The sequence below is a fragment of the Virgibacillus halodenitrificans JCM 12304 genome, assembly GCF_001310895.1.
Lineage (GTDB): Bacteria > Bacillota > Bacilli > Bacillales > Amphibacillaceae > Virgibacillus_Q > Virgibacillus_Q halodenitrificans.
Genome location: NZ_BAZS01000045.1, coordinates 1 through 26,247, shown reverse-complemented (window position 1 = coordinate 26,247; position 26,247 = coordinate 1). Strand labels below are relative to the sequence as shown.

Sequence of the window (26,247 nt, the reverse complement as noted above, 5' to 3'; positions counted from 1 at the left end):
TTCCACATTTTAATATTAAATATAAGGATTGTTTAAATATAATTCACGATGGATTAGTTAATTATAAAAGAGATATAGTAGAAATTAACTTTATTAAATCAGTGCAAAATTATGAGCATATTTTTAATAGAATCATTCTATTTAAAAAACATTGGTTAAGATTGGCAAATATAAGAAGTAACAAAGAAAATGAATTAATTGAGAATGACCTTATATTTGACTTACCATTCCTAATATATTTTGCAAATAGCATAGAGGAATTTAGAGAAATAATTAATAAGGTAATCAAGTATTTCAATGGTATATTTAAACTATTAAACAAGAATAGTAATGACCGAAACGTAAGAAAGGTCAAAAATATATTGGTACTACTATTAGATGATTTAAGAAATGAGGAAAGAAATATAAATGAATTTAGTTGGATGTTTAAAATCAATGGGAATGAAATTCATAAAGAAAATAAAGATGATATCGAACTACATCTTCCACTTGAGGAAGAATTCGATGATAATTTACCTCTCTAAATTATATTAAATTTTTTTGGCTGTCCAGACAGAACGTAATGACTCTTAGGACAGCCTTTTTTTTGATAAAAATAATTAATTACATACTCTTAATGACTTCTTTGCTGTTCTAAAGCATAGCGCAATGAAATCATTGTCATTTTATAACTACATAGATTATAATCATATAGAATTCTGTGGGTTTATATAGAAGGAGACAGTAGCATGAATAAAAGGTTAAAAAGAAATAGAATTCGTTGTAAATGTTGCGGAGATATTATTGAATCAAAACAGATATATGATTTTCAACAATGTTCATGCAAAACGGTGGCGATTGACGGTGGACTGGAGTATGCCAAAAGAATTTTTCCTAGTAATCCACCTGAAAAATTTTATGATGAATTAGTAGAATATGAATGATTTCGTATATATTTGAAGAACTTAAACTGATCCACTAGCAAGTATTTATTGCTGTTCTAATATAGGTAATCGGTTGGTGAATTTCGAAAGATGACGTTGCCGTATTAATGGGGGTACACAAAAGAATGTAACGAACGATAAAACAATAATTTAGCATAAAAGTATAGATCACGAAACCTAATACAACTGAATCATTTCTAAAATATGTCAATAATAATAAATCCCTCTTATAGTTCAACTACTACAAAAAGAACCTACCCAGTTTGTGGATAGGTCCCTAATTTAATAATTACTCTACTGGTGACAATTCACTTTCCGTTACCCATTTGTGGTTTTTCACCTCTTCTCCAGAATCGGTAGCAACAAAATCAACCATATATACGGTTGTTTCTTCCGCTGAATCGATTACTGCAGTTGCACCGTCCATGCCCTTCATGTGATCTGCATTAAGAGTAACTTCAGTTCCCGGTTCAAAAGGTTCATCTCCTGCTTCTTTAACTTCTTCATGAATAACCCATTTATGATTTTCTACTGGTTCTCCACCAGTCGTTGGCGTGTAGGAAACAGTATATACCGTTGTATCATATGCGCCAATAACCGTTGCCTCAGCACCATTCATCCCCAGCATATGGTCGGATTCAATTATTGCTTGGCTGCCCACCTCATAAGTTGGGTTTTCCTCTTCTTGTAGGCCTTCGGGAACTTCGCCAGAGCTAGAATGGTTCATACCAGAATGCTCCATGCCTTCCATATCTTCGTTGGTATCAGATTCCTCCATATCCATTTCATCATTATTGGATTCCGTGTCCATATTTTCTTCAGTGCTTGATTCAGTTTCTGTGTTTTCTTCTTCATTCGCACCTGTACATGCAGCTAAGAAAAGCACTGTAAATAAAGTTAATATCCCAATTACAAATTTTTTACTTATCATTTAAACATTCCCTCCTAATTGAATTGCTATTGCTTTATTTTAACCAAGAGACTTGCAGAATATATGCAGATTTTTAGATACTAAGAATCATTTTGAATCTAAGATGAACCATTCACATTTTACCTTAATGTTGGTAACAATCATTATCAAAATGCTCTTTAAATACTACATTTTACCTTAATATCGATATTTTCATTTAGAATACAACCTACACTTTGAAAATTTAGTTATCTATATAACTTAATTTTACACTGAAAAGCAATTATCGTGTGTTAAGTACTATATCATTTTATTTATGTTGCATAAAAAAAGCTGATTTCCAAATAGAAAATCAGCTTTTTACTATGTTTATTAAGCTCCCACATCGTAGCCTTGTTCTTCAATAGCTTCTTTCATGGCATCAACATTTACTTTCGATTCATCAAAAGTAACATCTACTTTGCCAGCTTCTAAATTAACTTCAGCAGAGGATACACCATCTAATTTTTTCAATGCACCTTCAACTGACATTTTGCAATGACCACAAGTCATACCTTGTACATCTATTGATTTCTTTTCCATACTGTTTTCACCTCCTCTAAAGGATGTTTTTATAACTTCACTCGTTTTAGACGGAGTGAGTTAGTAACTACACTTACAGAACTTAATGCCATTGCTGCACCAGCAATCCAAGGCGCAAGTAATCCAATAGCCGCAACTGGTATTCCAGCCGTATTGTAGCCGAAAGCCCAGAAAAGATTTTGACGGATATTTCGAATGGTTGCATGACTGATTTTAATTGCCTTCGGTATAAGCAATAGCTCACCGCCAAGAATCGTTACGTCAGCAGCTTCAATAGCCACTTCTGTACCAGTTCCAATGGCAATACCAATATCCGCTATAACAAGTGCAGGTGCATCATTCACACCATCTCCAACCATTGCAACTTTCTTACCTTGTTCTTGGATTTCTTTTACTTTAGCTGCTTTTTCTTCAGGTAATACTTCAGCGATTACCTGATCAATTCCAACTTGTTTTGCTATTGCTTTGGCTGTTCGTTCATTATCACCTGTTAGCATAAACACTTCTATTCCTAAATCTTGCAATTGCTTAATAGCTTCTGGAGCCGTTTCTTTTATAGTATCTGCAACAGCAACTGTTCCCCGGTACTCACCATCAATGGCAATTAACATTGCTGTTTTACCATCTATTTCATATTGCACCAATTTTTCTTCATAACCTGCTATATCCACTTGATGATCTTTCATTAGCTTTCTATTACCAACAAGAATGTTTTTTCCAGAAATTGTTGCTTCAATACCATGACCCGGTACTGCCTCGAAATGTTCTACATCCAAAAAGTCGATATTATTCTCTGTAGCGTATGCAACAATTGCTTCTGCAAGTGGATGTTCGGACCCTTTTTCCGCACTAGCTAATAATTGTAATGCTTCCTCATCACCTGAAAAGTCAGTTACTTCCGGTTTCCCTTTTGTAATTGTACCTGTCTTATCAAGTACAATTGCTTCTAATTTATGTGTACCCTCTAGGTGTTCTCCACCTTTGAATAAAATCCCACTTTCTGCAGCCTTTCCTGTTCCAACCATAATGGACGTTGGGGTTGCGAGTCCTAAAGCACATGGACAAGCGATAACAAGTACAGCAATCGACGCAACTAAAGCAGATTCCATTTGTCCGGGTTGTACTAAAGTAATCCATATAATAAAGGTTAAGATAGCAATACCGACGACTATCGGAACGAAATAACCTGAAATAACGTCAGCTAATCGTTGTATTGGAGCCTTTGATCCTTGAGCTTCTTCAACAACCTTAACAATAGATGCTAATGCTGTATCTTTTCCTACTTTTGTTGCTTCCATTTCAATGGAACCATTTTTATTAATAGTAGAACCAATTAATTGTTCTCCTAAATCTTTTTCAATCGGAATTGATTCACCTGTAAGCATAGATTCATCAACAGAAGTTCTTCCCTTGATAACAATACCATCTACAGGTATTTTCTCCCCCGGTTTTACAATTAAATGATCACCAACAACTACATCGCTGGCAGGAATCATTATTTCTTTACCATCTCGAATTATACGAGCTTCTTTTGCTTGCAAATTGAGTAGTTTAGATAAAGCATTTGTTGTTTGACTTTTGGCTCTAGCTTCTAAATATTTACCGAATAAAATTAATGTGATTATTACAGCACTTGTTTCAAAATATAAATGCGGCATATATTCTGGATTTCCAATTGTCATGAATGCTTCATATAAACTATAAAAATAAGCAGCACTTGTACCTAAAGCAACAAGTACATCCATGTTTGCTCCACCATTTTTTAAGTTCTTATAAGCCCCAACATAAAACTGCCAGCCGATAATAAATTGAACTGGTGTTGCTAAAGCAAACTGGAACCAAGGATTCATGAAGATATCTGGTATACCCATGCCTAATAAATGTACAAGCATCGTAACTAATAAAGGTGAAGTAAGGATAGCTGAAACGATTAATTTGGTCTTCATATCTTTTAGTTGTTTTTCTTTATAAGATTGCTTCTCTTTAGCCTCTGCCTTGGGTTTAGCATCATAGCCAGTATTTTTGATTTTATCAATCAATGATTTTACATCAATTAACCCCGGATTATATTCAATCGATGCACTTTCTGTCGTTAGGTTAACAGTTGCAAGTTTTACTCCATCTTGTTTGTTCAATACTTTTTCAATACGGGTAGAGCAAGCCGCACAAGTCATCCCAAAGACATCTAGGTCCGCTTTCTCCGTTAGAACACCATACCCAACATTCTCTATTTTTTTCGTTATATCATCAACAGATGTTTTCTCCGGGTCATAATCTATCGTTGCCTTTTCAGTTGTTAAATTAACCTGAGCCTTAACCCCATCCATTTTATTCAAAACCTTTTCAACACGATTAGAACAAGCTGCACAGGTCATCCCTGTTACACCAAGTGTTGTATGATTTGTTTCACTCATAATAATTCCCTCCTTACTTGGAAAATTGCTTCATGACAGTCATTAATTCCTCAATAGTTTCCTTTCCTTCACCTTGTTTAATAGCATCACTAACACAATGGTTAATGTGTCTTTCTGTGATAGAAAATCCTACATTTTTTAGTGCTGATTGAATGGCACTAATTTGTACTAAAATATCTACACAATATCGATCATCTTCAACCATTTTCTGTATCCCACGAACTTGACCCTCAATTCGTTTCAAACGATTAATCGTTTTCTGTATTTCATCTTTCGTTCTTGGTTTACTTGGGTGATCATGTAAGAATCTCTCTTCCAAATGAATCACTTCCTTTTCTTTTATACAATTACTATACCCCCGTACAGTATATTTGTCAATGGGGAAACTTAACTTTTGAAAACATCTTTTAATATTTTACACTTTTTGATGTTAGTTATTTTCTTACATAGCCACTAATGGTAAATTGTTATCCAAGGTCTATTATTAGCTTTTTAATTGTTCTTTACCTATCCGTTTTAAAAATTTATGGAATGTCTCCCGTTTTTTCCCCATTTCAGCATATACAGCAATTATTTTTTCCACTGTATCGTATAATTCTTCTGGTGTTAAATTTTCTTTCAGTAAAGAACCTACCTCAGCATCTTTTCCTTTCGCTTTACCACCAACATATAAATTATAATGATCTTTATACTTCATTACACCTATGTCACTTAACATTGGTTCACCACAACCAATGATACAACCTGTATAAGCAACTTTTAGGGTAAATGGTACAGGTTTTCCTGCTATACGGCGATTTATTTCTTTTGCCACTGGCATCCCTTCCCTTTCTTCCCCTTTGCAAAAATTACAGGTTCTCAAGCTCTTTACGTAATTTCCAACTGGATAACATTTTAAACCGACACTTTCGAATTCTTTAATTACTTCGTCTTTATTATCCTCTGGAATCTCTATATAGAGTTGTTGAAAGGTAGTTAACTCCAGTTCATCTTCCTCACTCATGTATTTTGAAATTGTCATAAGTTGTTTGGAATTGAGTTTGGAACCGAACCCTATTCCCCCATTCACAGCGATTTTTATTTTATTCTCCATATTCTTATCTCCCCTATTTTCAATGTTTCTGGTAACAATGGATAAAATATATCTATATACAAATTAAACAGAATTTTGATGCAAACATCATCCTTTCACTATATAATACTATACCCCCCTAATGTATGTAAAGTAATAAAAAGTGGACAAAATTTTATCCTAAACAATATTAAGAGATCCTTTATCCTCATTGTTGTTATTACCCTAGATTAATTTTTGCTGAAATCTGCACAAAAAATGGACATATTTTTTATATGTTAGTTAATGGATAAAACTATTAAATTCAAAGTGAGTGAGTTGATATGTTCGAACTTTTTAATGAAATAGGCATTATGCTAAATGGACCACTTCAGCAAATTGCATATGGATATGAACACATTCCACTGTTATTTGCATTTTTTCTTGGATTAATTGGCGCCGTTGCTCCTTGTCAGCTAACAGGCAATATCAGTGCAATGACTATTTACGGTAACAGATCATTAGTCGAAAAAGTCCCTTGGTTACACGTATTTCTATTTGTTTTAGGTAAGGTAGTTGTTTTTTCAATAATCGGTTTAGTAGTCTGGTTACTTGGGAAGGAAATACACAGTACTCTAACACAAATGTTTCCGATTCTAAGAAAAGCAATTGGGCCTTTACTTATACTGGTTGGTTTATTTATGATAGGGTTATTTAGCTGGAGAAAAACAGGAAAAACGTTTAAAATACCCACTAAATTTAAAGATAGTTATCTAGGAAGCTTTTTAATGGGTGCGAGTTTTACGTTAGCATTTTGCCCTACTATGTTTGTATTATTTATACTAACCTTAATGCCAGTTGTATTAGAAACATCATATGGATTTGTATTACCTTCTGTATTTGGAATTGGAACCTCACTTCCACTTTTATTAATTATTTTTCTTATTTGGTATTTTGGGGCAAGTGGCATTATATTAAAGAGAAGCAGAAAAATAGGGTCACTAGTGCAGAAACTTGCAGGAGTTATCATTCTTATTATAGGTATTTTGGATACTTTAACTTACTGGTAAAAGAGGTCAATTATGTTTAATAAATTATCCTTAAAAATTGGACTATTATTCTTTGTGTTCATGTTAATTATCGAGGTTTTTGTTTATTTTATTCTATATACAAATATAGCAAATGAACGTATTGATGAAGTGATGGATAGTTTATTAGCTCGTGCCAATACACATAGTGCTGTCTTGGAAAATAACTTTGATTCATCAACGTTGGAGCATGTTGCTATCATGGAGTCAGAATCGGAATTTGCTGTTATTATTACCGATGCCAATGGTAACATCATCATTAATTCCGATCCTGTTGAAAAGGAAATGTTTGAAGTAATTGTTCATACGGATTATAAGGATATACCCAGTGTAGGAAAAGTAGTAGAACAGCGTTGGTCAGAAAAACAATATATAGCGGTTGATAGCCCCATCACTATTGATGAAGAACATCAAGGGCATGTCTTTATGTTTGCTAATACCAATATTGTAAAAAATATGGTTAATCATTTGAGTGATCAATTTGTCATAGTTGGATTAATCACCATTGTTCTAACAATTTTTACCGTCTTTATTCTTTCTCGTTTTATTACGTTACCATTAATGAAAATGAAAGAAGCCACAGAACAACTAAGCAAGGGAAAAAATAAAGTGGAATTACATAAGGAACGAAAAGATGAACTAGGAGAATTAGCTGGTTCTATCATGAGGCTATCTAGTGATCTAGAACGATTAAAAAATGACAGAAATGAATTTTTGGCAAGTATCTCTCACGAACTTAGAACGCCATTAACCTATATAAAAGGATATGCGGATATTATAAATAAGCAAGACATAACAGATGAAGAAAGAAAAGAATATCTGGATATTATACGGGAAGAAACAGAGCATTTGACGGTTCTAGTTAAAAATCTATTTGACCTTGCAAGAATGGATGAAAATAGGTTTGTAATTAATCGAAAAAATGTTAATTTTAGACAACTAATCCAAACGATTGAAGAACGAATTTCTCCAGTACTGGAAGAAAAAAATATTACACTTTTTGCTTCATGCCCAGTAGATATCATAGGTAATATTGATCCCGATAGGATCCAACAGGTTTTATTAAATATACTGGATAATGCCAGAAAACATACACCCGAAGGAAAGTCTATATCATTAGAGGTAACCCAGTATGATAGAGAAATTACTATAACTATTTCAGATGAAGGAGAAGGAATTCCAAAAGAGGAGTTACCTTATCTATTTGAACGGTTATACCGTGTAGAAAAGTCGCGTTCCAGAGAAAGCGGTGGAACGGGATTAGGATTAGCTATTGCAAAAGAAATTATAGAATCTCACGGAGGTACGATTGAAATCGAAAGTGAACTTGGAAAGGGTACAAGAGTTATTGTTCATTTAACAAGAGGTGAATATAATGGTTAAAGCTCTATTAGTAGATGATGAAAAACGAATGCTAGATTTATTAGCGTTATATTTGAGACCACATAGTTATATATGTAAAAAAGCTATTAGTGCTAAAGAAGCATTATCGTTTTTAAAAGAAGAAACTTTTGACATAGTACTTATAGATATTATGATGCCTGAAATGAACGGCTGGGAGTTATGCCAAGAAATTAGAAAGGATTCGGACATCCCTATCATCATGGTAACTGCTCGTGAACAGAAAGAGGATATTGTAAAAGGGTTAAAATTAGGTGCAGATGATTATGTAACGAAACCCTTTGACGAAGATGAGCTATTAGCAAGAATAGAAGCGGTATTACGTAGAATGAAACCTGCGAAGAAGATTGAAGTAAATGGTCTCTTATGGAATGAAGATGAGTTTGAGTTATCATATAAAAATAATACATTAAAGTTAACACCAAAGGAATTTACCATGCTAGGTTATTTTATAAGAAAACCAAACCAAGTGTTTACTAGAGAACAATTAATTGAATTAATTTGGGGATACGATTCACACACAGAAGGAAGAACAGTTGATTCCCATGTACGGAACATGCGAGATAAAATTCGGCAATCTGGATTTCCAATCGATGATTATTTAATAACTGTTTGGGGTATTGGATACAAATGGATAAACAAGCCTTCATTATAGGTATAAAAAAAGGTCTTTAATACAAATGTAAAAAAAGACCTTTTGTTTTGACACAAAACTTTTACAAAAATCAAAGCCTTATTAATACTATACAGGGGTATAGTATGGTATAGTATGGATAGAGAGATGAAAAATACAGAAAATAATAGGAAATTCATCTAAATATCCGTACCAAAGGAGGAGTAATAATGAAGAACAAAGGAAATGAAGGGAATCCACACAATCACAATAAGCATAGAGAACATGACCATCATAATCATAAACAACATGAGGAACAAAAACATCTTAGCCATCAACATCATAATCATGAACATGAAGATATGCATGGTTATCACAAACATGGACATGGAGAACAAAAAAATCACGATCACAGTCATGGACATAGTGGGCATCATGGTGGACACGGCGGACATCACGAACATATGGTAGAAGATTTTAAGAAACGTTTTTGGATATCCCTGGTTTTATCAATTCCTATTTTATACTTATCCCCAATGATTCAAATGCTGTTTGGATATGAGGTAAATTTCACAGGTGATACCCTCTTACTTTTCTTGCTTTCCACAATTGTCTTTTTCTATGGTGGAAAACCATTTTTACTTGGTGCATGGGATGAGTTAAAGGAGAAATCTCCTGCAATGATGATGTTAATTTCTTTAGCTATCATCGCCGCTTATGTATATAGCACACTGACAGCATTCTTTATAAAAGGCAGTGATTTCTTCTTTGAACTAGCTACTCTTATTGTAATTATGTTGTTAGGACATTGGATAGAAATGAAATCCCTTATGGGTGCTTCAAAGGCATTGGAAGAGCTAATCAAGTTAATGCCAAAAGAGGCCCATAAACTGGACAAATCCGGAAATATTGTTGAGGTAACAGTCGAAGATTTACAACCGGGTGACCAAATTTTAGTTAAATCGGGTGAAAAGATTCCAATTGATGGTGAAATTTACGAAGGAGAATCTACCGTCGATGAGTCGATGCTTACTGGAGAATCTGTCCCTGTTGAAAAAGCGCCCGGAATGGAAGCGATAGGTGGTTCCGTCAATGGTGATGGTGTATTAAAAATTAAGGTAAGTAAAACAGGAAATGACACCTACCTATCCCAAGTTATTAAATTGGTAAGCGATGCAGAAAAATCGAAATCAAAGGCCCAAGGCTTTGCGGATATTGCTGCTAAATGGTTATTCTATGTTGCTCTTGTAGTAGGGATTATAACCTTTGCAGTTTGGTGGACTAACGGGGATTTAGACTTTGCTTTGGAACGAATGGTTACCGTTTTAATTATTGCTTGTCCACATGCCCTTGGTTTGGCAACACCACTAGTAACATCTAGATCTACTTCCATTGCAGCTAAAAATGGCTTGTTAATTCGGAATAGAGTAGCATTTGAAAGTGCATTTAAAGTGGACCGAGTGGTGTTTGACAAAACAGGGACACTTACGGAAGGTAATTTTGGTGTTACAGATATCCATCCAAGCGAGGGTATTAGTGAAGAAGAATTATTGAAATTAGCATATTCTGTTGAAACACAATCAGACCATCCAATTGCTAAAGGAATTGTGAAAGAAGGAAATAATCGTAATTTGAAACCCTTTGATGTTAAGGATTATCAGAATTTAACTGGGAAAGGGTTAGTAGCTAAAATCGGTGATGCAGAAATTGCTGTTATTAGTCCCGGTGCTATGAAAGCAAATAAAATTTCTTTTGATGAAAAAACTTATGACCAACTGGCTTTACAGGGGAAAACAGTCATATTTGTCCTTAAAGATAATGTCTTACAAGGAATGATAGCCCTAGCTGATATCATCCGTGAATCTTCTTATAAAGTTATTAAAGAATTAAATGACCGTGGTATAGAGACGGTTATGATGACTGGTGACAACACACGTGTAGCAAATTATGTAGGAGAAAAACTGGGTATTTCCAAAGTCATCGCTGAAGTACTTCCCCATGAGAAATCAAATAATGTGAAATATTTAAAACAAAACGGAAAAAAAGTGGCGATGATTGGAGATGGAATTAATGATGCCCCCGCTTTAGCAGAAGCTGATTTGGGAATTGCTATTGGTGCGGGTACAGACGTTGCGATTGAAACAGCTGATGTTATACTAGTTAACAGTAATCCAGTAGACATTTTAAATATCATTAAATTGTCTAAGGCAAGTCGCAGGAAAATGGTTCAAAATTTAGGATGGGCTGCTGGGTATAACATCATTGCTATTCCTTTAGCTGCAGGTGTATTGTACAATGTTGGGTTTGTCATAACCCCTGCCGTTGGAGCTGCAGTTATGTCACTTAGTACCATTATTTGTGCAATAAACGCTCAATTATTAAAAATCGATTAATAGAAATAAATTGGCTAAGCATGTATGGTATTGCTTAGCCTTTTATTTTTCTGTAGGTAAATTTCTGTTCATAAATAGTACAAAGAATCTGCTTAATTTCTGCAAACTTGTAACGTAATCTAACAGAGAGTGTCTTTATAATACCACCGTTATACTATATTTCTATAAGGAGTGATACATACTTATGAGTTTGGAGGAAACGAAAAAGAAGAAGAAAAATAAAAGGAAAAATCGATTAATTTTTAGAACTTCTATATTAATTGTAATGGTTGGAGCTATTATATTTGCATTAGTGTCCAATATACAAGCGGATAAAACCATTTATCAAGTCGGAGATGAAGCACCTGACTTTGAATTAAAACAAATTAATAAAAATAATGAATTAGAATCTATACGACTAAGTGATTTTAAAGGAAAAGGAATTATGCTAAACTTTTGGGGTACTTGGTGTAAACCATGTGAGGAAGAAATGCCTTACATGCAAGAACTTTATCCCGTATATAAAGAAAAAGGAATTGAAATAATTGCAGTTAGTTTAGATAATACGGAATTGGTTGTAGATCGATTTATTGATAAATATGATCTAACTTTTCCAATTCCCCATGATAAAACAGGAGAAGTCAGGGATTTATACAAAATAGGACCAATTCCAAGTTCCATATTCATTAATCCGGATGGAAAAATTCAGAGAATTGTAAATGGGGCCTTATCATTAGAAAGTTTGGAGAGTTACTTTAAAGAAATATTACCAAAACAATAGACCGCAATTTTTTTAAAAAGGGGGATAAAATCTTTGAATGAAATAAATATATTTCTAGCTTTTGGTGCTGGTTTCCTTTCTTTTATCTCACCGTGTGTATTACCATTATATCCGGCATTTTTATCTTATATTACCGGAATGAGCGTAAGTGAGATAAATGAAGAAAATAAAAAAATGAATAAAAAGGCTCTTTTACATACCGTTCTATTTTTACTAGGGTTCTCAAGCATTTTTATTATGATTGGTTTTACCACCTCTTATATATCGGAATTCTTATTAACCTACCAAGATGCGATTAGACAAATTGGTGCTATTTTAATCATTTTCTTTGGACTAGTGATTGTCGGAATTTTTAATTTTAAATTTCTAATGAAAAACAAAAAAATCACATTCAAAAATCGTCCCGGTGGTTATGTTGGTTCTTTCATCATTGGAATGGCATTCTCCTTGGGATGGACTCCTTGTACCGGTCCAATACTAGCTATTGTGTTATCATTAGCTGCAACAAATCCTGATGTTGGTATGATTATGATGATTAGTTATGTTTTAGGTTTTTCGATTCCCTTTCTATTATTAGCATTGTTTATTGGTAAAATTAAATGGATTAAAAAACATAGCCTAAAGTTAATTAAAATTGGTGGATACATTATGATTTTCATGGGAGTAGCACTATTCTTTGATTGGTTGACGAAATTAACTTCCTTCTTAGCTGGATGGTTTGGTTTTTATGGATTTTAAAATATATTTTCCATAATTTATCTATTACATCTGCACGAATAATGCATATTTAAGCATTATAATTTGTCTTGTAGATTTTGTTACAAGTAGAATATCACTCGTTTTACATGGTAGTATATATTAACATTTAACAAATTGGATGAAAGAGGAGTCGAACAATATATGAAAAAAGGATTATTGGCAGTTTTTGGATTATTACTTATTTTAATAGTTGCTGCTTGTAGTGAAAGCGAAAGTACATCAAATGAAAAAGAACCACAAGACATCAAGAAAATGGTCCAAGATTACAGTGTCGGGGATTCCGATGATGTGTCTGCTTCTATTACTTCAGAAGAGCTTATTGTCACTGATAGCGGTGATAAAGAAACCACCTACGATCTTCCCGAAGATGAATTTTTTGTTTCCATCGCACCATTTGTTGAGACAACACACCCTTGTACCAATCATAGTTTAACTGGCTGCCAAGGGGAATTAGTGGAAAAAGAATTTGATGTTTATATTGAAGATGAAGAAGGTAATGTAGTTGTGGATGAAACCATGACATCATTAAAGAATGGATTTATTGATTTTTGGTTACCACGTGACAAAACATACAACGTGACGATTCAATACGATGGAAAGACAACTCAATCTGAGATTTCCACTTTTGAAGGTGATAATACTTGTATAACAACAATGCAATTAATCTAGTCGTATTTCCCCGTGATATCTTTTAAATTAAAAAATACAAAATAAAGGGTAATAGAAAAAAATTATATAGTTTTATAATATTCCCATTAGAATCGAGTGTTATCAAAGATAAAGCACTCGATTCTTTTTTGCTTAATTTTACTATTTAGAAATTTTTTGGCTCCCTTTTATCCTCGTTACCACTGACTGTAAACGAACTGAATTAGATTAATACCTGATAATAATATGGAAAATAAAAATTCACACTAATATTGAAGCAGCCTTGTTGGATAAAATACAATGTCAAGGGAATAGTAAAATTTGTATTTAATCTTGAAGCAAAGGGGAATTTTCAGATGGCCGTGTCTTATGAAGAGTGTATTAAAGCTTGTTTAGAATGTATGGAAGCTTGTAATGGGTGTTATGATGCTTGTTTAAAAGAAGAGAATGTAAAAATGATGGCTGACTGTATCCGCTATAATAGAGAATGTGCAGACATTTGCGCATTAGCAGCAAAAGCAATGCAATCGGATAGCCCTTTTGCTAAGCAGATTTGTAAGCTTTGTGCTGAAGTTTGTGAAGCATGTGGAAAAACGTGTGAACAACATAACCATGCTCATCACTGCCAAAAGTGTGCAGAGTCCTGTTTTAAATGTGCAGACATTTGCCGAACAATGGCATCTTAAATATAAAAACGGTGAACTTGCGTCACCGTTTTTATTAGTTTAAAGTTATGATTAAGACTTTTTCTATATTTAATTATTTAACAAGTGTTGAAAATGTTGATAGGTTTTTATTTGTTCCTCAGTGTCTGCTTTGGGGACAAATGACCAACCCATACGGTTGATAAAATCAGAATATCTTTTTTGAATTTCTAACTGTTGCAAAGCCATTTCCACATGCGCATTTCTAACATTTCTATCTTTCATTAATAAAGCAGAAGTATAATTTTCATTTGACATCAATTTGGCTCCAGCACGTGCTTCTAATGCAATCCATTTATCGTTGTATTTATTAACCCCTGTACCTTCTACTCTTCGGTTGCTTACATCATACATATCTAAATCCGGAACTTCAACATACTCATTATTATCAGGATTAATTAAAGATAACATTACCCTAACATGCGACATCATTACATTTATCTGGAGAGCAATAATACTTTTCAAATCTGAATTTGTAGTGTTAATATGATAGACTTTTAATTTATTAATCATTCCCTCGTGTGTAGACAAATGTTCTGCCATTAAGCCAAGGTCTACGGATGGTAAAGTTGACATATAACTCACCTTTCATTAAATAAATTCCCTTTAATATATGCTGTTTAATGAAAATCTGTTATTAATGCCCACTTTTATCTAAAAAGGGAAAATCGAGTGGACCAATGTAATTCAATACCAAAAACAATATTGCAATGGTAAAAATCATTAAGAATGGATATTTAAAAAAGGAAAGAATTTGTTGGTTGGCTTGTTTACGTATGGATTCTTCTGCTGTATATAAAACAAGTAACAAAATCATTGTTATCATCACAGCTATAATATTAATGATTGCATTCGGCCTAGTCATTGCTACCATATCTCCAAGCATGGCTCCCATCATCCCCCCATTAGTCCAGAAAGTATGCCATCAATGACAGCAGGAAGACCTATAGGTAATCCTGCTAAAAAACCAACAACCAATCCAATCAATATAGCGTAAATGGTTGATTTAAATAAATCACCATGATAGATGACTCCTAAAATAGTTCCCATTAGAATTCCTGCCGACATCCCTAATGACATGGAAATCAACATTCCATTCATTTTAGTTACCCAATTTCGGTAATACGCTACATATATAATGGTTGTTATAACTTGGGTGGCACACAACAAAAGTATAAAAAATAATGAAATTGACATTATTTCAACCCCAATCTTAGTTTGTCCACACTTTTATTGTATTCACTGTTAACATGCATTATGATATACCCATAGGAGGTTTATGTATTTAAAAATAAACATAAAAGAGTTAACTGCATAAAACTGTAATTTCATTATTAATGAGTTTAGATATTCCTTATGCTTAGTTAAGATAATAATATTTACTTAGCGAAAAACGCTCCAAGTTTTCAACTTAGAGCGTTACTAGGGTCTTATAGTTTGGTAAATACTTCAAATAAATCACATTAAACATACATTCCTTCAATGCTTTGGAAAAAGAATAGAAACCTTCGTTCCAATATTTAATCTACTATCTATCTGAATTTTCCCTTGATGTGCATCTACTAATGCCTTCACAATGGACAATCCAATACCTATTCCACCTGATTTCCTATCTCTGGATTTATCCCCACGATAAAACCTTTCATAAAGATAAGGAATGTCTTCCTCAGCAATTCCAATCCCTTCATCTTTCACAAGGAAACCTATATAATCAGTAGAACCCTCTAGCTTTATCGATACCTTTTTTCCTTTTGGGGTATATTGAAGAGCGTTATTTATTATATTCGTCAAAATCTGTGCAACACGATCACGATCCGCTTTAAACCAATATTCTCTTTTAGGTTTTTGAATGTTTAATATAACACCTTTATCCTGAAATACTGACAAAAATTGTCCTTCCATTAAACGTAATATTTCACCTGCTTCTATATTAGTTTTGTTCAACTTTATTTGTGGATTTTCAGCGGCAAGTAACTCTTCTAATTCACCGACAAGGCGCACTAAACGCATCAATTCATCATGACTTTGCTGCAACCTTTTTGGCGTTGGCTCAAATATCCCATCCTGAAAAGCTTCCATTTGACTTCTTAGTGTCGCAAGTGGGGTTCGTATTTCGTGAGCAAAATCAGCAGTAAACTGTTTACGAAGCACCTCTTCTTTTGATAATGATTCAGCAAGTCGGTTAAACGATTCACCAAGTGGCTTCATTTCATTTGACAATTCCTTAACTGGTACACGCGTTCGCCATTTATGGTCTTGTAATTCTTGAATAGCTTTTGATAATTTTCGAAACCCAGTTGTTAGGCGCTTAGAAAACAATAGGCTAAACACGAACGCTAAAACAACTGTAACAATAATAGCAAGATAAATATTCGATTTAATTGTATTTAAAAAAGCAATGTCTTCCCCTATCATTTCCTCTGGGTAATAAACTTCCATATTGCCTATATGTCTTTCATCAAATGTTAAATCATAAGAATGTGTCTGGTATTCCGTTTTCATATCGGTTTCCGAATGCATCCCCATGCTATCCATCATTCCAAGCATCATCGTTGTATCAGCTATTATTTGTCCGTCTTCATCAGAAATTCTATAAAATAAATTATCCGTCATAGCTTGTTGATGCATTAAATTTGTTAGTTGGTTATCAATAAGTTCCCCTGTTTCTTTATAAGAATTAATTGCTTCATTTTCTATAAGTTTACTGCTTTGCTCTCTATTATTTTGTAAATATTCGTTGAATTGATCTTCAAACCCCCATAATATAGAGAAACTAGTAAGAAAAATACCACAAAGTGACACAACTAATAGGTAAAACAGGATTTTAGAACGAAGTGTCAATCGACGCATCAGATGTTCCTCCAAACCTATATCCCATCCCAAAAACAGTTAAAATATATTCTGGGTGACGAGAATCTGTTTCAATCTTTTTCCGAAGGTTTTTTATATGCGTATCAACACTTCGTTCATATCCTTCAAAATAAGTTCCATCATCCTGAATCTTTTCCAGTAAATCCAAACGACTGTAAACTCGCCCGGGGTAGCTTGCCATAGCTATTAAAAGCTTATACTCAATAGGAGTTAGTGGGATGATCTGATTATTCAATGTAATTTCCTTCTTTAAAAGATCTATTGTTAGCTTTCCTTCATTGAACGATAAATGGTTTCCACTATTTATTCTTTTTAACCTACGTAAAATAGCCTTAGCCCTTATTACGACTTCTCTTGGACTAAAAGGCTTTGTAACATAGTCATCCGCCCCAATAACGATTCCGTTAATTAAATCGTCTTCTGTCGATTTTGCTGTTAACATAATGATAGGAACATCACTTTCATTTCTCGTTAATCTACATATCTCTTCACCTGATATATCTGGTAGCATAAGATCTAAAATAATAATATCCGGATTATTTTCTTTTATTTTTTTTAATGCTTCTATTCCATTAGAGGCAAGAATGGTTTCCCATCCCTCTTTTTCAAAATAAGCTTCTAACACTTCAAGAATCATATCTTCATCGTCAACAATAAGAATTTTAGTCATGTTAAACCACCTCTTTCATATAGTATCATCAATTAAAATGAAAATGATAATCTTCACAACTTCCACATAAGTTCACCACAAATTCTCCATATATGAAAGGTATGATGTAGTTAAGAAAGGAGATGTTTTATATGAAAAAATTAGTAGTAGGGTTATTAACTGGAGCGGTTCTATTAGGAAGTGCAACTTTTGTTGCGGCCGAATCAAATGGAAATGGCATCTTCAACTTTGAGGAAATGCAACCGCATATTGAAGAAATGCATCCTAATTTATCATCAGAACAGCAGGAAGAAATGTTTAATAACTGTCATGGCGACAATGGTATGATGCAAAACGATACTGAATTCCGTGATATGATGTATAATTTATAGATTAAAGAGGTGATCCCGTATAATGGGGATGATGAATATGATGGGTTATGGGTTACTTGGATGGATACTTAACCTTGCATCTATCGGTATCGTTGTGTATTATGCCACCAAATTAGCATTAAAAAATTATCATAAGGATTAATTTAATCGTAATCTCTTTATAAAGGAGCGACTGTAATTGTGATCATTCCTTTTTAATCATGATAATCGATGTTACTGTTTAACCCGTTTAACATAAAACTTTAACTCATGCATGAAATGATTGTATTTTGCAAATCAAAGAACCTTCAATATACGACCAATGTCTAATTGATTGTCTATTGAAGGTAATCCTAACACTTATTTCATCAAACTTCCGTTAGTTTAAATGAATTATTCACAATATTTATTAGTAAAGACTTATATATTACAAGAGAAAACACCAAGAGGATTTCTTGGTGTTTTTTTATTCCCCTGTCTCAGCAAAGTGTTTGATTCGATTGCCAATTTCATCACGAACACGCTGGAAAACTGCCCATTTTTCTTCTTCCGTTCCTTCTGCTCTTGCAGGATCATCAAATCCCCAGTGTTCCCTTTTGACTTTAGGTGGTGTAACAGGACATTTATCTTTTGCATCACCACAAAGGGTAACAGTTAAAGCTGCGTTGTTTAGTATTTCAGAATCGATAATATCCGATGTTTGATTTGATATGTCAATTCCTGCTTCTTTCATTGCTTTAACTGCATTCGGGTTCAGTCCGTGTGCTTCAATTCCACCACTTTTAACTTCCCATTCCTCATGGTTTAAGTATTTTTTTGCCCAACCCTCTGCCATTTGGCTTCGGCACGAATTCCCAGTACATAGAAAGTAGATTATTTTTTTGTCATAGCTCATTCTCCTTTAGAAAAATAGTAATGAAATATAAAGTCCAATTAATGTTATCAATAGGATGGGTATCGTTAAAACAACCCCAGTTTTAAAATATGTTCCCCAGGATATTTTCACCCCTTTTTGGGATAAAACGTGAAGCCATACCAATGTGGCGAGTGACCCAATTGGAGTGATTTTTGGTCCTAAATCAGATCCTATAATATTCGCATAAACAAGTGCCTCTCGTATTACACCTGATGTATTTGTTTCTGCAATTGCCAAAGCATCAATCATAACAGTTGGCATATTATTCATAATTGCAGATAGAATAGCTGCTATAAAGCCCATAGAAACGGTAGCAATTAACAATCCTTCTTCAGCCACTTCTTGAATAACACCTGCCAAGACAGAAGTAAGTCCTGCATTCCCTAATCCATAAACAACGACATACATTCCTATTGAGAAAAAAACAATATTCCAAGGCGCTCCTTTAATTGCTGATTTTGTATCAACTACTTCGCTTCTTCTAGCCATCAGAATAAAAAGTATCGCAACAATACCTGCCACAATGGAAACAGGAATATGAATGAATTCACTAGTAAAGTAACCAATTAATAATACCGTTAAAACAAACCAAGACAAACGGAACAATTTTTGGTCCTTGATCGCTTCTACTGGTTTTCTTAGTTTAGACAAATCGTATGTTTTAGGGATACTTTTTCTGAAATAAATGAGTAAGACGGTAATCGTTGCAATTAGTGAAAAAATGTTTGGAATAACCATCCTCACAGCATATTCGAGGAATCCAATTCCAAAAAAATCAGCAGAAACAATATTTACCAAGTTACTTAGATAAAGGGTAATGATGTTGTATCAGCAATAAAACCACTAGCAATAATAAACGGAAAGACCATTTTTTCCTTGAATTTCAAATGACGAACCATTGCAAGTACAATTGGTGTTAATATTAATGCAGCACCATCATTGGCGAATAATGCAGCAACAATCGCACCTAAAATACTCACATAGACAAACATTTTAATTCCATTTCCTTTTGCAATCCTCGCCATATGTAGAGCGGCCCACTCAAACAAACCAATTTGATCTAATATTAATGAAATAAGGATGATTGCAACAAACGATAATGTTGCGTTCCAAGTAATGTCTATTACTTCTAAGACATCACTAAATCCAACAACTCCTACTAAAAGAGCAATGATTGCTCCAGCACAGGCAGACCAACCGATATTTAATCCTTTAGGCTGCCAAATAACGAAAATTAATGTAGCAATAAAAATAATAAGTGCTAAAGTGAAATCTTGATTCAATCGTATTACGCCACTATTGCACTACCCTGTAGCATAATAACTTCAACAACAAGGGTGCGTGAATCCTTCTTGGATCAACGCACCCGGTTTGTTAAAATTGGAATGAGAATAATGCATTTAATGTGCCATTTTCAAACATAATATAAATCCCTAGCCCTATAAAACAATTGGAACAATCCAACGTTCATATTTCTCAACTTTTTCTGATACAAAATCCAAGGAAGCTAAGCGATAGCTGACATAACATAAAACCCCAACCATAATGAAAAAGACAATACTAGCAATAAGAATTTCAACCGCGTTTAATGCTGTGAAATAAGGTATATAAATAGAAAAGTCATCTGCACTGGAAGACAGCACAATAAATATAACTGTTAAATATAATTGATTAAACCGATTGGAGGAAAATAAAGATAATATATTGCTATCATCTTCATCTTCCTCACCCTTGATCCAAATCTTAATACCCAAATAAAGGGGAATAAGCCCAAGGAGACCTAAAACCCATTGCTCAGGAATTAACCATGTAATACCGAGGGCAACCAATAGACTTGCAGCTATAATAATTGCTGTACCTATGTATTGTCCAATCCATATATGTTTTGCTTGCCCTTTTTTTATTTGCGAAAACAAAAGGATTAAAATAATAAGATAGTCAATCCCTGTTGCTACATAAACTGCAGCTGCTGTAAGTGCCGTTGCAATCATTATTTCATCTCCAATACTTCTGGATAGGGCTTTTCAATGGCAAGAAAAGCCCTTAATTTTACACACACATATTTATATATTAATTTTCTTTTACCCGCATTAACCTTAAACCATTTAAAGCGACTAAAAGAGTTGCTCCCATATCTGAAAGGATGGCAATCCAAAGTGTTAGCCAACCGGGGATAACCAATAATAAGGCAATGAATTTAATAGCTAATGCGAATGTGATATTTTGCTTAATTATAGTCAGTGCTTTTCGGCTTAGTTTCACAGAAAATGGAAGTTTTCTTAAATCGTCTCCCATTAAAGCTACATCTGCTGTTTCAAGGGCAGTATCTGTACCAGCTCCACCCATTGCGATTCCAACAGTAGAGGCAGCTAACGCAGGGGCATCATTGACACCATCTCCAACCATCGCTACGTTGCCATATTTAGATCTCAATTGTTTAATAAATTCTAATTTGTCTTGTGGCAATAGTTCTGCTTGGATATCCGTTACCCCAACATGACCTCCAATTGCATTGGCTGTACCTTTGTTGTCACCTGTAAGCATGATGGTTTTTTTGATTCCAAGTTGATGTAACTTATGAATAATTTCCTTGCTGGATTCACGTACTTCATCAGCTACTGCAATGACAGCAAGGATTTCTTTTTCAGTTCCAACAACCATTGCAGTTTTCCCTTGATTTTGAAGGGTCTTAATAAGTTGATCTTGCTCGTTATTAAAATCGACTGATAGATTCTCAAATAATTTCGGATTTCCAATGTAATAAGTCGTGCCGCTGATAGTCCCCTTAATTCCTTTTCCTGTGATAGAAGAGAAATCATCCACGATTATATGAGTGTAGGTAATGTTCTCCTCTTCTGCTTTTTTCATAACGGCTGAAGCTAATGGATGCCCGGAACGATATTCTAATGCAGTAATGATAGATAACATTTCTTCTGCATTTACCTGATTATTCAATACGTTAAAATCTGTTACAACTGGAATCCCTTTTGTTAATGTACCCGTTTTATCAAAGGCAATCGCTTTTAAGGCGCCCATTTCTTCTAGATAAATTCCGCCTTTGATAAGCACACCTTTTTTAGCTGCATTTCCAATTGCTGAGACAATAGAAATTGGGGTTGAAATAACTAATGCACAAGGGCAACCAACGACAAGAACAGCTAGCCCTTGGTAAACCCATGTTCCCCAGCTCCCACCAAATAATAATGGTGGCACAACAGCAACCAGTCCTGCGATAATCATAATAATAGGTGTATAATATTTTGCGAATTTATCTACAAACGCTTGAGATGGCGCACGTTCCCCTTGAGCCTCTTCAACAAGGTGAATGATTTTGGAGATTGTTGTATCTTCAACCAGCTTTGTTACTTTAACCTCAAGTATTCCCTCTTCATTTAATGTTCCTGCAAAAACTTCATCATCCATCGTTTTCTCGACAGGGACTGACTCGCCTGTAATAGCCGCTTGATTAACAGCAGAGTAACCATTTACTACTACACCATCCATAGCAAGCTTTTGACCGGGTTTCACAATCATAATATCGCCAACAGCAATATCATCAACATGAATCATCATTTCTTGCCCATTTCTTCTAACAAGCGCCTTTTTAGGAGCAATATCCATTAGAGATCGAATCGATTGTCTTGCTCGATCCATAGAGAATCTTTCTAGAGCTTCACTAATTGCAAAAAGAATAACAACAATTGCACCTTCTGCCCATTCCCCAATAATAGCTGCTCCAATAATTGCCACTGTCATAAGGGTTTTCATGTCAAATTCAAAATGTAGCAAGTTTTGAAACCCGACTTTAAAGAGTGAATATCCGCCAATTACTATCGCTGCTGCAAACAATAGGGAAGTAATAATATTTTCCTCTCCATTAACAAACTGAGAAATATAACCAAAAACGATTAATAAAGTAGCATATAGTAACGTGCTGTGTTTTTTATAAAATGGCTCTTTTTCTTCTTTAACCTCTTGTTTCTCTTCCCTTAATGGTTTATCTTGAGTCACTTTAAGATTTTCAAAAGCACCGGCTTTTTCTAATTCTTCAATGTTTGTATCGCCATATACCTCGATTTTAGACGCACCAAAATTTACTTTTGCATCCTGAACCCCTGATAATTTTTTTACATTCTTTTCGAATTTACCCGCACAATTAGCACACGAAAATCCTTCAACCCGGTACACATTTTTATCCTGATGAACAACAATTGGTGCTTGCCGTTTTGGTTTTTCAGGCATTACTTTAAGATTTTCAAAAGCTCCTGCTTTCTCTAATTCTTCAACAGTTGCATCACCATACACGGATATTTTAGATGCGCCGAAATTAACTCTTGCGTCTTGAACATTGGGTAGTTTCTTAACATTTCTTTCAAATTTTCCTGCACAATTTGCACATGAAAAGCCTTGTACTCGGTAGGAAGTCATTTCTGATTCTGATTGTTCTGCTTGTTCAGACATTTACCTCCACCTCTTTCTTGTGTGTTAATGCAATCATCATAATTTGTTTGATATGTTTATCGTTTAACGAATAAAAGGAGAGCTTTCCTTCCTTCCGATATTTGACAATCCTTTGCTTATAAAGTGTTCGTAAATGATGAGAAGCATTAGCAACCGTAACTCCTAAGATATTTGCTATATCACAAACACATAGCTCATCATCTTGACACAGAGCATAGGTGATTTTTGCTCTATTTTCATCGGCAATTGCTTTTAACATTTGAGAAATACCAGAAATATCTACTGTTTGTAAATCACCCTGTATTCTATTAACCTTTTCCTCGTCATAACAAAAAACTTCACAAGTATCCTTTTTATTCAAATCATCACCTCATTCAAATATTCATTTGAATATATCATAACTTTTTTCCATTACATATTCAAGCAATTACTTGAATGATTTTAAAAAAGAACTGAGATTTCCCAATTCTGATAACATCTTCTTGAACTTTCATTTATTAGCCTCAATAAGAGCGTATACCCATAAAAATTTCGATAGTCCAAATAATAGTTCAAGAAAGAGCGAATATTATTCTTTGCTCAATAAAGCTAAGTTTCTCAAATATGACTTAAATAACAAAAAGTTGGTTATACTAAGATTAGAATAACCCAACATTCTATACTAGCGTGATAAAGATGTTTAGGTTGTATTTCTTTATAGAATCCCGTCCTTATTTTGATTTTAGCAGATCAATTAAAATAAGGATGGGATTTCTCATTATATTAGTGTTGATACTGTTTTTATATATTTGCTTTAGATGGTAAATGTAGTTATAATGTAAAGTATTAATTTTATTTTTAGTATCCATCTTGCTATTTCTATATTGTTTACTATATAATAACTATACTAAACTTTATAAGATTAAATCAAAATTTCATAATAAAAAAGGGAGAACCCCAAATCTATGTTAGGTCTTTGTTAGTTCAAAGGCGTACTTAGATTTGGGGTTCTTTTCTTTTTGCACAAGTTTTGGAGGGTTAAGTAATGACAATGTTAAGTAGAGAAATGCTAAAACAACAAAAAATATTAAAGAGTCTTTCATCTGTTTCTCTTCGTCTAATCCCATTTTTAGCGGCAAATACAGATTTAGACAAACGAATTAATGTAACATTAGAACAAATTGAAGCAGCTAATATTATGACTCCGCGACTAATAAAGGAAGCATTAGGAAGACTGGAGAAAGTTGAGTGGATCTATCGGGGTAAAGATGGTTACTTATATAGTAAATTCAATACTATTTCAACAGCTGAGAACCATAATTTCTACTATATAAACTTGTATAAATTCTTTCAATCTGATGAATTTAAAAAATCATACAAGCGCCAATTACAATTCCTATTTTATATTCTAACAGCAAAACTACCGGGCCACGAACATTCTTTAGCTATTGAACACCTTTATCAAAACCGGACAAATGCAAAGCATGTAAAGTTAGACTTTTTTATTAGTTTTGAAGATATGATATCCAACCTTTTAGATTTAATTAACAAAGGTTTTTTTGAAGTGCGACTTGGAGCGAACAGAGAAGTACTAAATAAAAATACTAAAAATCTTAGAGAAAGATTAAATACATTTGCTGAAAAAACTGGTAAAAGAAAGAAACGAATGAGTCATAAAGAAGAAAAACATCATATCATTCATATTCGTATAGCAAAAGATTTAGTTACAAAAGATCAAATTTGTGACATTTATGATATGACAAGATTGGCAACGTTGCAGGATTTAAAATCTATCGCAAAAGATTTTGGATGTAGTTTAGACAGCTTTGATGTAAAAGCTTTAGAGAAGGTCCATATGGTAAAGGCAAAAATATATAAGGAATTCGGTGATGTAGGAATACAATTATATCGTGAAGGCTTAAAAGATTTTTTCAAAAATAGAAGCCATTCTTTTCAAAATCTGATGGAAAATGGTAATTTTGGTAATACAATTAAAAACTTTTATGTTATTCCTAGAATTGAACAAAGACTTAAAACCTTATTCGAAGAGGTGAAAAATGATTATTTTACTAAAGTAAAAACATTGCCATATCAATCCTTAAATTTAAAACATGCTATTAAAGATAGTAAACCATTTATATCTTACATTATGGAAGAATCATATAACGACAACCTTATCATATTAGACCGTGAATTAGAAGCAGCATATAGCTTCATATATAGCCAATTTACACAGGTAGATAAGTCTTGGTATGAATTTAAAGAAAAAGTAGAAAAAATCTATAAAGATGAGGCCGAAGCTCATGGTAATGATAGGAATAAAGTATTTTATCTTGCTATCCAAAGGCAATTAAATCAAAAAGAACGTACTATCTCTAAAATCAAACGGGACAGTAACTATAAAAGAGAAAGAAGAGAAAAATTACTTTACAATCCTTACGTAGCAATTACCGAGTAATATCGGATCTTTTTAAAAAATTATTATTACTGTTTTTTTAAGATCCAAAATGCGGGAACTACCTAATAATAATTTTTTTAAAAATATAAAATATAAATTCTGCCTTTCTATCCTAGTGGAGAAGGGTTATTTGGCATGACCATTTTTCAAACAATACCTTTTTATAAAAATGTATAGGACGATTCTCTTGTTTCTGTATTGTATTCTTTCTCAATAAAGCTTTTTTTTAAAGAATAAAGTCCAATTACACCAGCAAATTTTTATAGTATCTGTTTAATATTTATATTTTAAGATAA

25 protein-coding genes and 2 pseudogenes are annotated in these 26,247 nt (G+C 33.5%); 12 read left to right on the top strand and 15 right to left on the bottom strand.

All coding sequences use genetic code 11. From position 1 onward, the window contains the following. Positions 1–524: hypothetical protein (locus JCM12304_RS19670; RefSeq protein WP_218185798.1), on the top strand; the 524-nt coding region annotated here is incomplete at its 5' end. A gap of 204 nt (positions 525–728) precedes the next feature. Then, entirely contained in the window at positions 729–923 is a 195-nt protein-coding gene (locus JCM12304_RS17265) for a DUF7695 domain-containing protein (RefSeq protein WP_060681793.1), read from the top strand. 289 nt (positions 924–1,212) lie between these two features. On the opposite strand, the gene JCM12304_RS17260 is transcribed toward JCM12304_RS17265, so the two are convergent. From JCM12304_RS17260 to JCM12304_RS17240, 5 genes are all read right to left on the bottom strand, one after another. Continuing rightward, a complete protein-coding gene (locus JCM12304_RS17260) occupies positions 1,213–1,854 on the bottom strand; it encodes a YdhK family protein (protein ID WP_060681792.1) in 642 nt (213 codons plus the stop codon). A 351-nt stretch (positions 1,855–2,205) separates the two neighbouring features. Further along, positions 2,206–2,415: a copper chaperone CopZ gene (gene copZ, locus JCM12304_RS17255; protein ID WP_060681791.1), complete on the bottom strand. Its 210-nt coding sequence runs from the start codon at positions 2,413–2,415 to the stop codon at positions 2,206–2,208. A 29-nt stretch (positions 2,416–2,444) separates the two neighbouring features. After that, complete coding sequence (locus tag JCM12304_RS17250; protein ID WP_060681790.1) at positions 2,445–4,829, bottom strand: heavy metal translocating P-type ATPase; 2,385 nt, start codon at positions 4,827–4,829, stop codon at positions 2,445–2,447. Between the two features lie 13 nt (positions 4,830–4,842). Further along, entirely contained in the window at positions 4,843–5,148 is a 306-nt protein-coding gene (locus tag JCM12304_RS17245; protein ID WP_060681789.1) for a metal-sensing transcriptional repressor, read from the bottom strand. A 165-nt stretch (positions 5,149–5,313) separates the two neighbouring features. Beyond that, a complete protein-coding gene (locus tag JCM12304_RS17240; protein WP_060681788.1) occupies positions 5,314–5,922 on the bottom strand; it encodes an NAD(P)/FAD-dependent oxidoreductase in 609 nt (202 codons plus the stop codon). Between the two features lie 302 nt (positions 5,923–6,224). On the opposite strand from JCM12304_RS17240, the gene JCM12304_RS17235 reads away from it, so the two are divergent. The 8 genes from JCM12304_RS17235 to JCM12304_RS17200 all read left to right on the top strand — a co-directional run bounded on the left by JCM12304_RS17235 (position 6,225) and on the right by JCM12304_RS17200 (position 14,228). Next, positions 6,225–6,950, top strand: a complete 726-nt coding sequence (locus JCM12304_RS17235) for a cytochrome c biogenesis CcdA family protein (RefSeq protein ID WP_060681787.1) — start codon at positions 6,225–6,227, stop codon at positions 6,948–6,950. Between the two features lie 12 nt (positions 6,951–6,962). Next, entirely contained in the window at positions 6,963–8,351 is a 1,389-nt protein-coding gene (locus JCM12304_RS17230; protein ID WP_060681786.1) for a sensor histidine kinase, read from the top strand. Then, a complete protein-coding gene (locus tag JCM12304_RS17225) occupies positions 8,344–9,024 on the top strand; it encodes a response regulator transcription factor (RefSeq protein WP_060681785.1) in 681 nt (226 codons plus the stop codon). The genes JCM12304_RS17230 and JCM12304_RS17225 overlap by 8 nt, the downstream gene beginning before the upstream one ends. A 188-nt stretch (positions 9,025–9,212) precedes the next feature. Continuing rightward, complete coding sequence (locus tag JCM12304_RS17220; RefSeq protein ID WP_060681784.1) at positions 9,213–11,375, top strand: copper-translocating P-type ATPase; 2,163 nt, start codon at positions 9,213–9,215, stop codon at positions 11,373–11,375. Between the two features lie 184 nt (positions 11,376–11,559). Continuing rightward, positions 11,560–12,135: a thiol-disulfide oxidoreductase ResA gene (gene resA / locus JCM12304_RS17215; protein WP_060681783.1), complete on the top strand. Its 576-nt coding sequence runs from the start codon at positions 11,560–11,562 to the stop codon at positions 12,133–12,135. 33 nt (positions 12,136–12,168) lie between these two features. Next, positions 12,169–12,873: a cytochrome c biogenesis CcdA family protein gene (locus tag JCM12304_RS17210; RefSeq protein ID WP_060681782.1), complete on the top strand. Its 705-nt coding sequence runs from the start codon at positions 12,169–12,171 to the stop codon at positions 12,871–12,873. Between the two features lie 162 nt (positions 12,874–13,035). Next, positions 13,036–13,563 carry a CueP family metal-binding protein gene (locus tag JCM12304_RS17205; RefSeq protein WP_060681781.1) on the top strand — a complete coding sequence of 176 codons (528 nt, stop codon included), beginning with the start codon at positions 13,036–13,038 and terminating at the stop codon, positions 13,561–13,563. A 335-nt stretch (positions 13,564–13,898) separates the two neighbouring features. Beyond that, positions 13,899–14,228 carry a four-helix bundle copper-binding protein gene (locus JCM12304_RS17200; protein WP_060681780.1) on the top strand — a complete coding sequence of 110 codons (330 nt, stop codon included), beginning with the start codon at positions 13,899–13,901 and terminating at the stop codon, positions 14,226–14,228. 69 nt (positions 14,229–14,297) lie between these two features. Here JCM12304_RS17200 and JCM12304_RS17195 read toward each other — a convergent pair whose 3' ends face one another. The 5 genes from JCM12304_RS17195 to JCM12304_RS17175 all read right to left on the bottom strand — a co-directional run bounded on the left by JCM12304_RS17195 (position 14,298) and on the right by JCM12304_RS17175 (position 17,787). Further along, positions 14,298–14,822 (bottom strand): spore coat protein, encoded by a 525-nt coding sequence (locus JCM12304_RS17195; protein ID WP_060681779.1) that lies wholly within the window; start codon positions 14,820–14,822, stop codon positions 14,298–14,300. 61 nt (positions 14,823–14,883) lie between these two features. Next, positions 14,884–15,144, bottom strand: a complete 261-nt coding sequence (locus JCM12304_RS17190; RefSeq protein ID WP_157360477.1) for a hypothetical protein — start codon at positions 15,142–15,144, stop codon at positions 14,884–14,886. Then, a complete protein-coding gene (locus tag JCM12304_RS17185) occupies positions 15,141–15,443 on the bottom strand; it encodes a hypothetical protein (RefSeq protein WP_060681777.1) in 303 nt (100 codons plus the stop codon). Before JCM12304_RS17185 ends, JCM12304_RS17190 begins: the two co-directional genes overlap by 4 nt. A gap of 282 nt (positions 15,444–15,725) precedes the next feature. Then, positions 15,726–17,096 carry a sensor histidine kinase gene (locus tag JCM12304_RS17180; protein WP_060681776.1) on the bottom strand — a complete coding sequence of 457 codons (1,371 nt, stop codon included), beginning with the start codon at positions 17,094–17,096 and terminating at the stop codon, positions 15,726–15,728. Then, entirely contained in the window at positions 17,071–17,787 is a 717-nt protein-coding gene (locus tag JCM12304_RS17175) for a response regulator (protein WP_060681775.1), read from the bottom strand. The genes JCM12304_RS17180 and JCM12304_RS17175 overlap by 26 nt, the downstream gene beginning before the upstream one ends. Positions 17,788–17,918: 131 nt before the next feature. Here JCM12304_RS17175 and JCM12304_RS17170 point away from each other — a divergent pair, with 131 nt between their 5' ends. Continuing rightward, complete coding sequence (locus tag JCM12304_RS17170; RefSeq protein ID WP_060681774.1) at positions 17,919–18,158, top strand: hypothetical protein; 240 nt, start codon at positions 17,919–17,921, stop codon at positions 18,156–18,158. A gap of 445 nt (positions 18,159–18,603) precedes the next feature. On the opposite strand, the gene arsC is transcribed toward JCM12304_RS17170, so the two are convergent. The 5 genes and pseudogenes from arsC to JCM12304_RS17145 all read right to left on the bottom strand — a co-directional run bounded on the left by arsC (position 18,604) and on the right by JCM12304_RS17145 (position 23,875). Beyond that, a complete protein-coding gene (gene arsC, locus JCM12304_RS17165) occupies positions 18,604–19,032 on the bottom strand; it encodes an arsenate reductase (thioredoxin) (protein ID WP_060681773.1) in 429 nt (142 codons plus the stop codon). A 6-nt stretch (positions 19,033–19,038) separates the two neighbouring features. Further along, positions 19,039–20,336 (bottom strand): annotated as a pseudogene (locus JCM12304_RS17160) (arsenic transporter). Positions 20,337–20,427: 91 nt separating this feature from the next. Continuing rightward, positions 20,428–21,044 (bottom strand): annotated as a pseudogene (locus tag JCM12304_RS17155) (CadD family cadmium resistance transporter). 79 nt (positions 21,045–21,123) lie between these two features. Beyond that, positions 21,124–23,514 carry a heavy metal translocating P-type ATPase gene (locus JCM12304_RS17150; RefSeq protein WP_060681772.1) on the bottom strand — a complete coding sequence of 797 codons (2,391 nt, stop codon included), beginning with the start codon at positions 23,512–23,514 and terminating at the stop codon, positions 21,124–21,126. Then, a complete protein-coding gene (locus JCM12304_RS17145) occupies positions 23,507–23,875 on the bottom strand; it encodes an ArsR/SmtB family transcription factor (RefSeq protein WP_060681771.1) in 369 nt (122 codons plus the stop codon). Before JCM12304_RS17145 ends, JCM12304_RS17150 begins: the two co-directional genes overlap by 8 nt. Positions 23,876–24,538: 663 nt before the next feature. On the opposite strand from JCM12304_RS17145, the gene JCM12304_RS17140 reads away from it, so the two are divergent. Next, positions 24,539–25,951 (top strand): hypothetical protein, encoded by a 1,413-nt coding sequence (locus JCM12304_RS17140; RefSeq protein WP_060681770.1) that lies wholly within the window; start codon positions 24,539–24,541, stop codon positions 25,949–25,951. Positions 25,952–26,247: the final 296 nt, after the last annotated feature.

Bases quoted from the DNA above. Each gene is read 5' to 3' on its own strand.
- JCM12304_RS17190 (WP_157360477.1), bottom strand. From the start codon at position 15,144: ATGATGGGAGCCATGCTTGGAGATATGGTAGCAATGACTAGGCCGAAT.
- JCM12304_RS17185 (WP_060681777.1), bottom strand. From the start codon at position 15,443: ATGTCAATTTCATTATTTTTTATACTTTTGTTGTGTGCCACCCAAGTT.
- JCM12304_RS17265 (WP_060681793.1), top strand. From the start codon at position 729: ATGAATAAAAGGTTAAAAAGAAATAGAATTCGTTGTAAATGTTGCGGA.
- JCM12304_RS17220 (WP_060681784.1), top strand. From the start codon at position 9,213: ATGAAGAACAAAGGAAATGAAGGGAATCCACACAATCACAATAAGCAT.
- JCM12304_RS17140 (WP_060681770.1), top strand. From the start codon at position 24,539: ATGACAATGTTAAGTAGAGAAATGCTAAAACAACAAAAAATATTAAAG.
- JCM12304_RS17250 (WP_060681790.1), bottom strand. From the start codon at position 4,829: ATGAGTGAAACAAATCATACAACACTTGGTGTAACAGGGATGACCTGT.
- JCM12304_RS17205 (WP_060681781.1), top strand. From the start codon at position 13,036: ATGAAAAAAGGATTATTGGCAGTTTTTGGATTATTACTTATTTTAATA.
- JCM12304_RS17230 (WP_060681786.1), top strand. From the start codon at position 6,963: ATGTTTAATAAATTATCCTTAAAAATTGGACTATTATTCTTTGTGTTC.
- JCM12304_RS17170 (WP_060681774.1), top strand. From the start codon at position 17,919: ATGAAAAAATTAGTAGTAGGGTTATTAACTGGAGCGGTTCTATTAGGA.
- JCM12304_RS17225 (WP_060681785.1), top strand. From the start codon at position 8,344: ATGGTTAAAGCTCTATTAGTAGATGATGAAAAACGAATGCTAGATTTA.
- JCM12304_RS17180 (WP_060681776.1), bottom strand. From the start codon at position 17,096: ATGCGTCGATTGACACTTCGTTCTAAAATCCTGTTTTACCTATTAGTT.
- JCM12304_RS17200 (WP_060681780.1), top strand. From the start codon at position 13,899: ATGGCCGTGTCTTATGAAGAGTGTATTAAAGCTTGTTTAGAATGTATG.
- JCM12304_RS17150 (WP_060681772.1), bottom strand. From the start codon at position 23,514: ATGTCTGAACAAGCAGAACAATCAGAATCAGAAATGACTTCCTACCGA.
- JCM12304_RS17195 (WP_060681779.1), bottom strand. From the start codon at position 14,822: ATGTCAACTTTACCATCCGTAGACCTTGGCTTAATGGCAGAACATTTG.
- JCM12304_RS17260 (WP_060681792.1), bottom strand. From the start codon at position 1,854: ATGATAAGTAAAAAATTTGTAATTGGGATATTAACTTTATTTACAGTG.
- resA (WP_060681783.1), top strand. From the start codon at position 11,560: ATGAGTTTGGAGGAAACGAAAAAGAAGAAGAAAAATAAAAGGAAAAAT.
- JCM12304_RS17240 (WP_060681788.1), bottom strand. From the start codon at position 5,922: ATGGAGAATAAAATAAAAATCGCTGTGAATGGGGGAATAGGGTTCGGT.
- copZ (WP_060681791.1), bottom strand. From the start codon at position 2,415: ATGGAAAAGAAATCAATAGATGTACAAGGTATGACTTGTGGTCATTGC.
- JCM12304_RS17235 (WP_060681787.1), top strand. From the start codon at position 6,225: ATGTTCGAACTTTTTAATGAAATAGGCATTATGCTAAATGGACCACTT.
- JCM12304_RS17175 (WP_060681775.1), bottom strand. From the start codon at position 17,787: ATGACTAAAATTCTTATTGTTGACGATGAAGATATGATTCTTGAAGTG.
- arsC (WP_060681773.1), bottom strand. From the start codon at position 19,032: ATGAGCTATGACAAAAAAATAATCTACTTTCTATGTACTGGGAATTCG.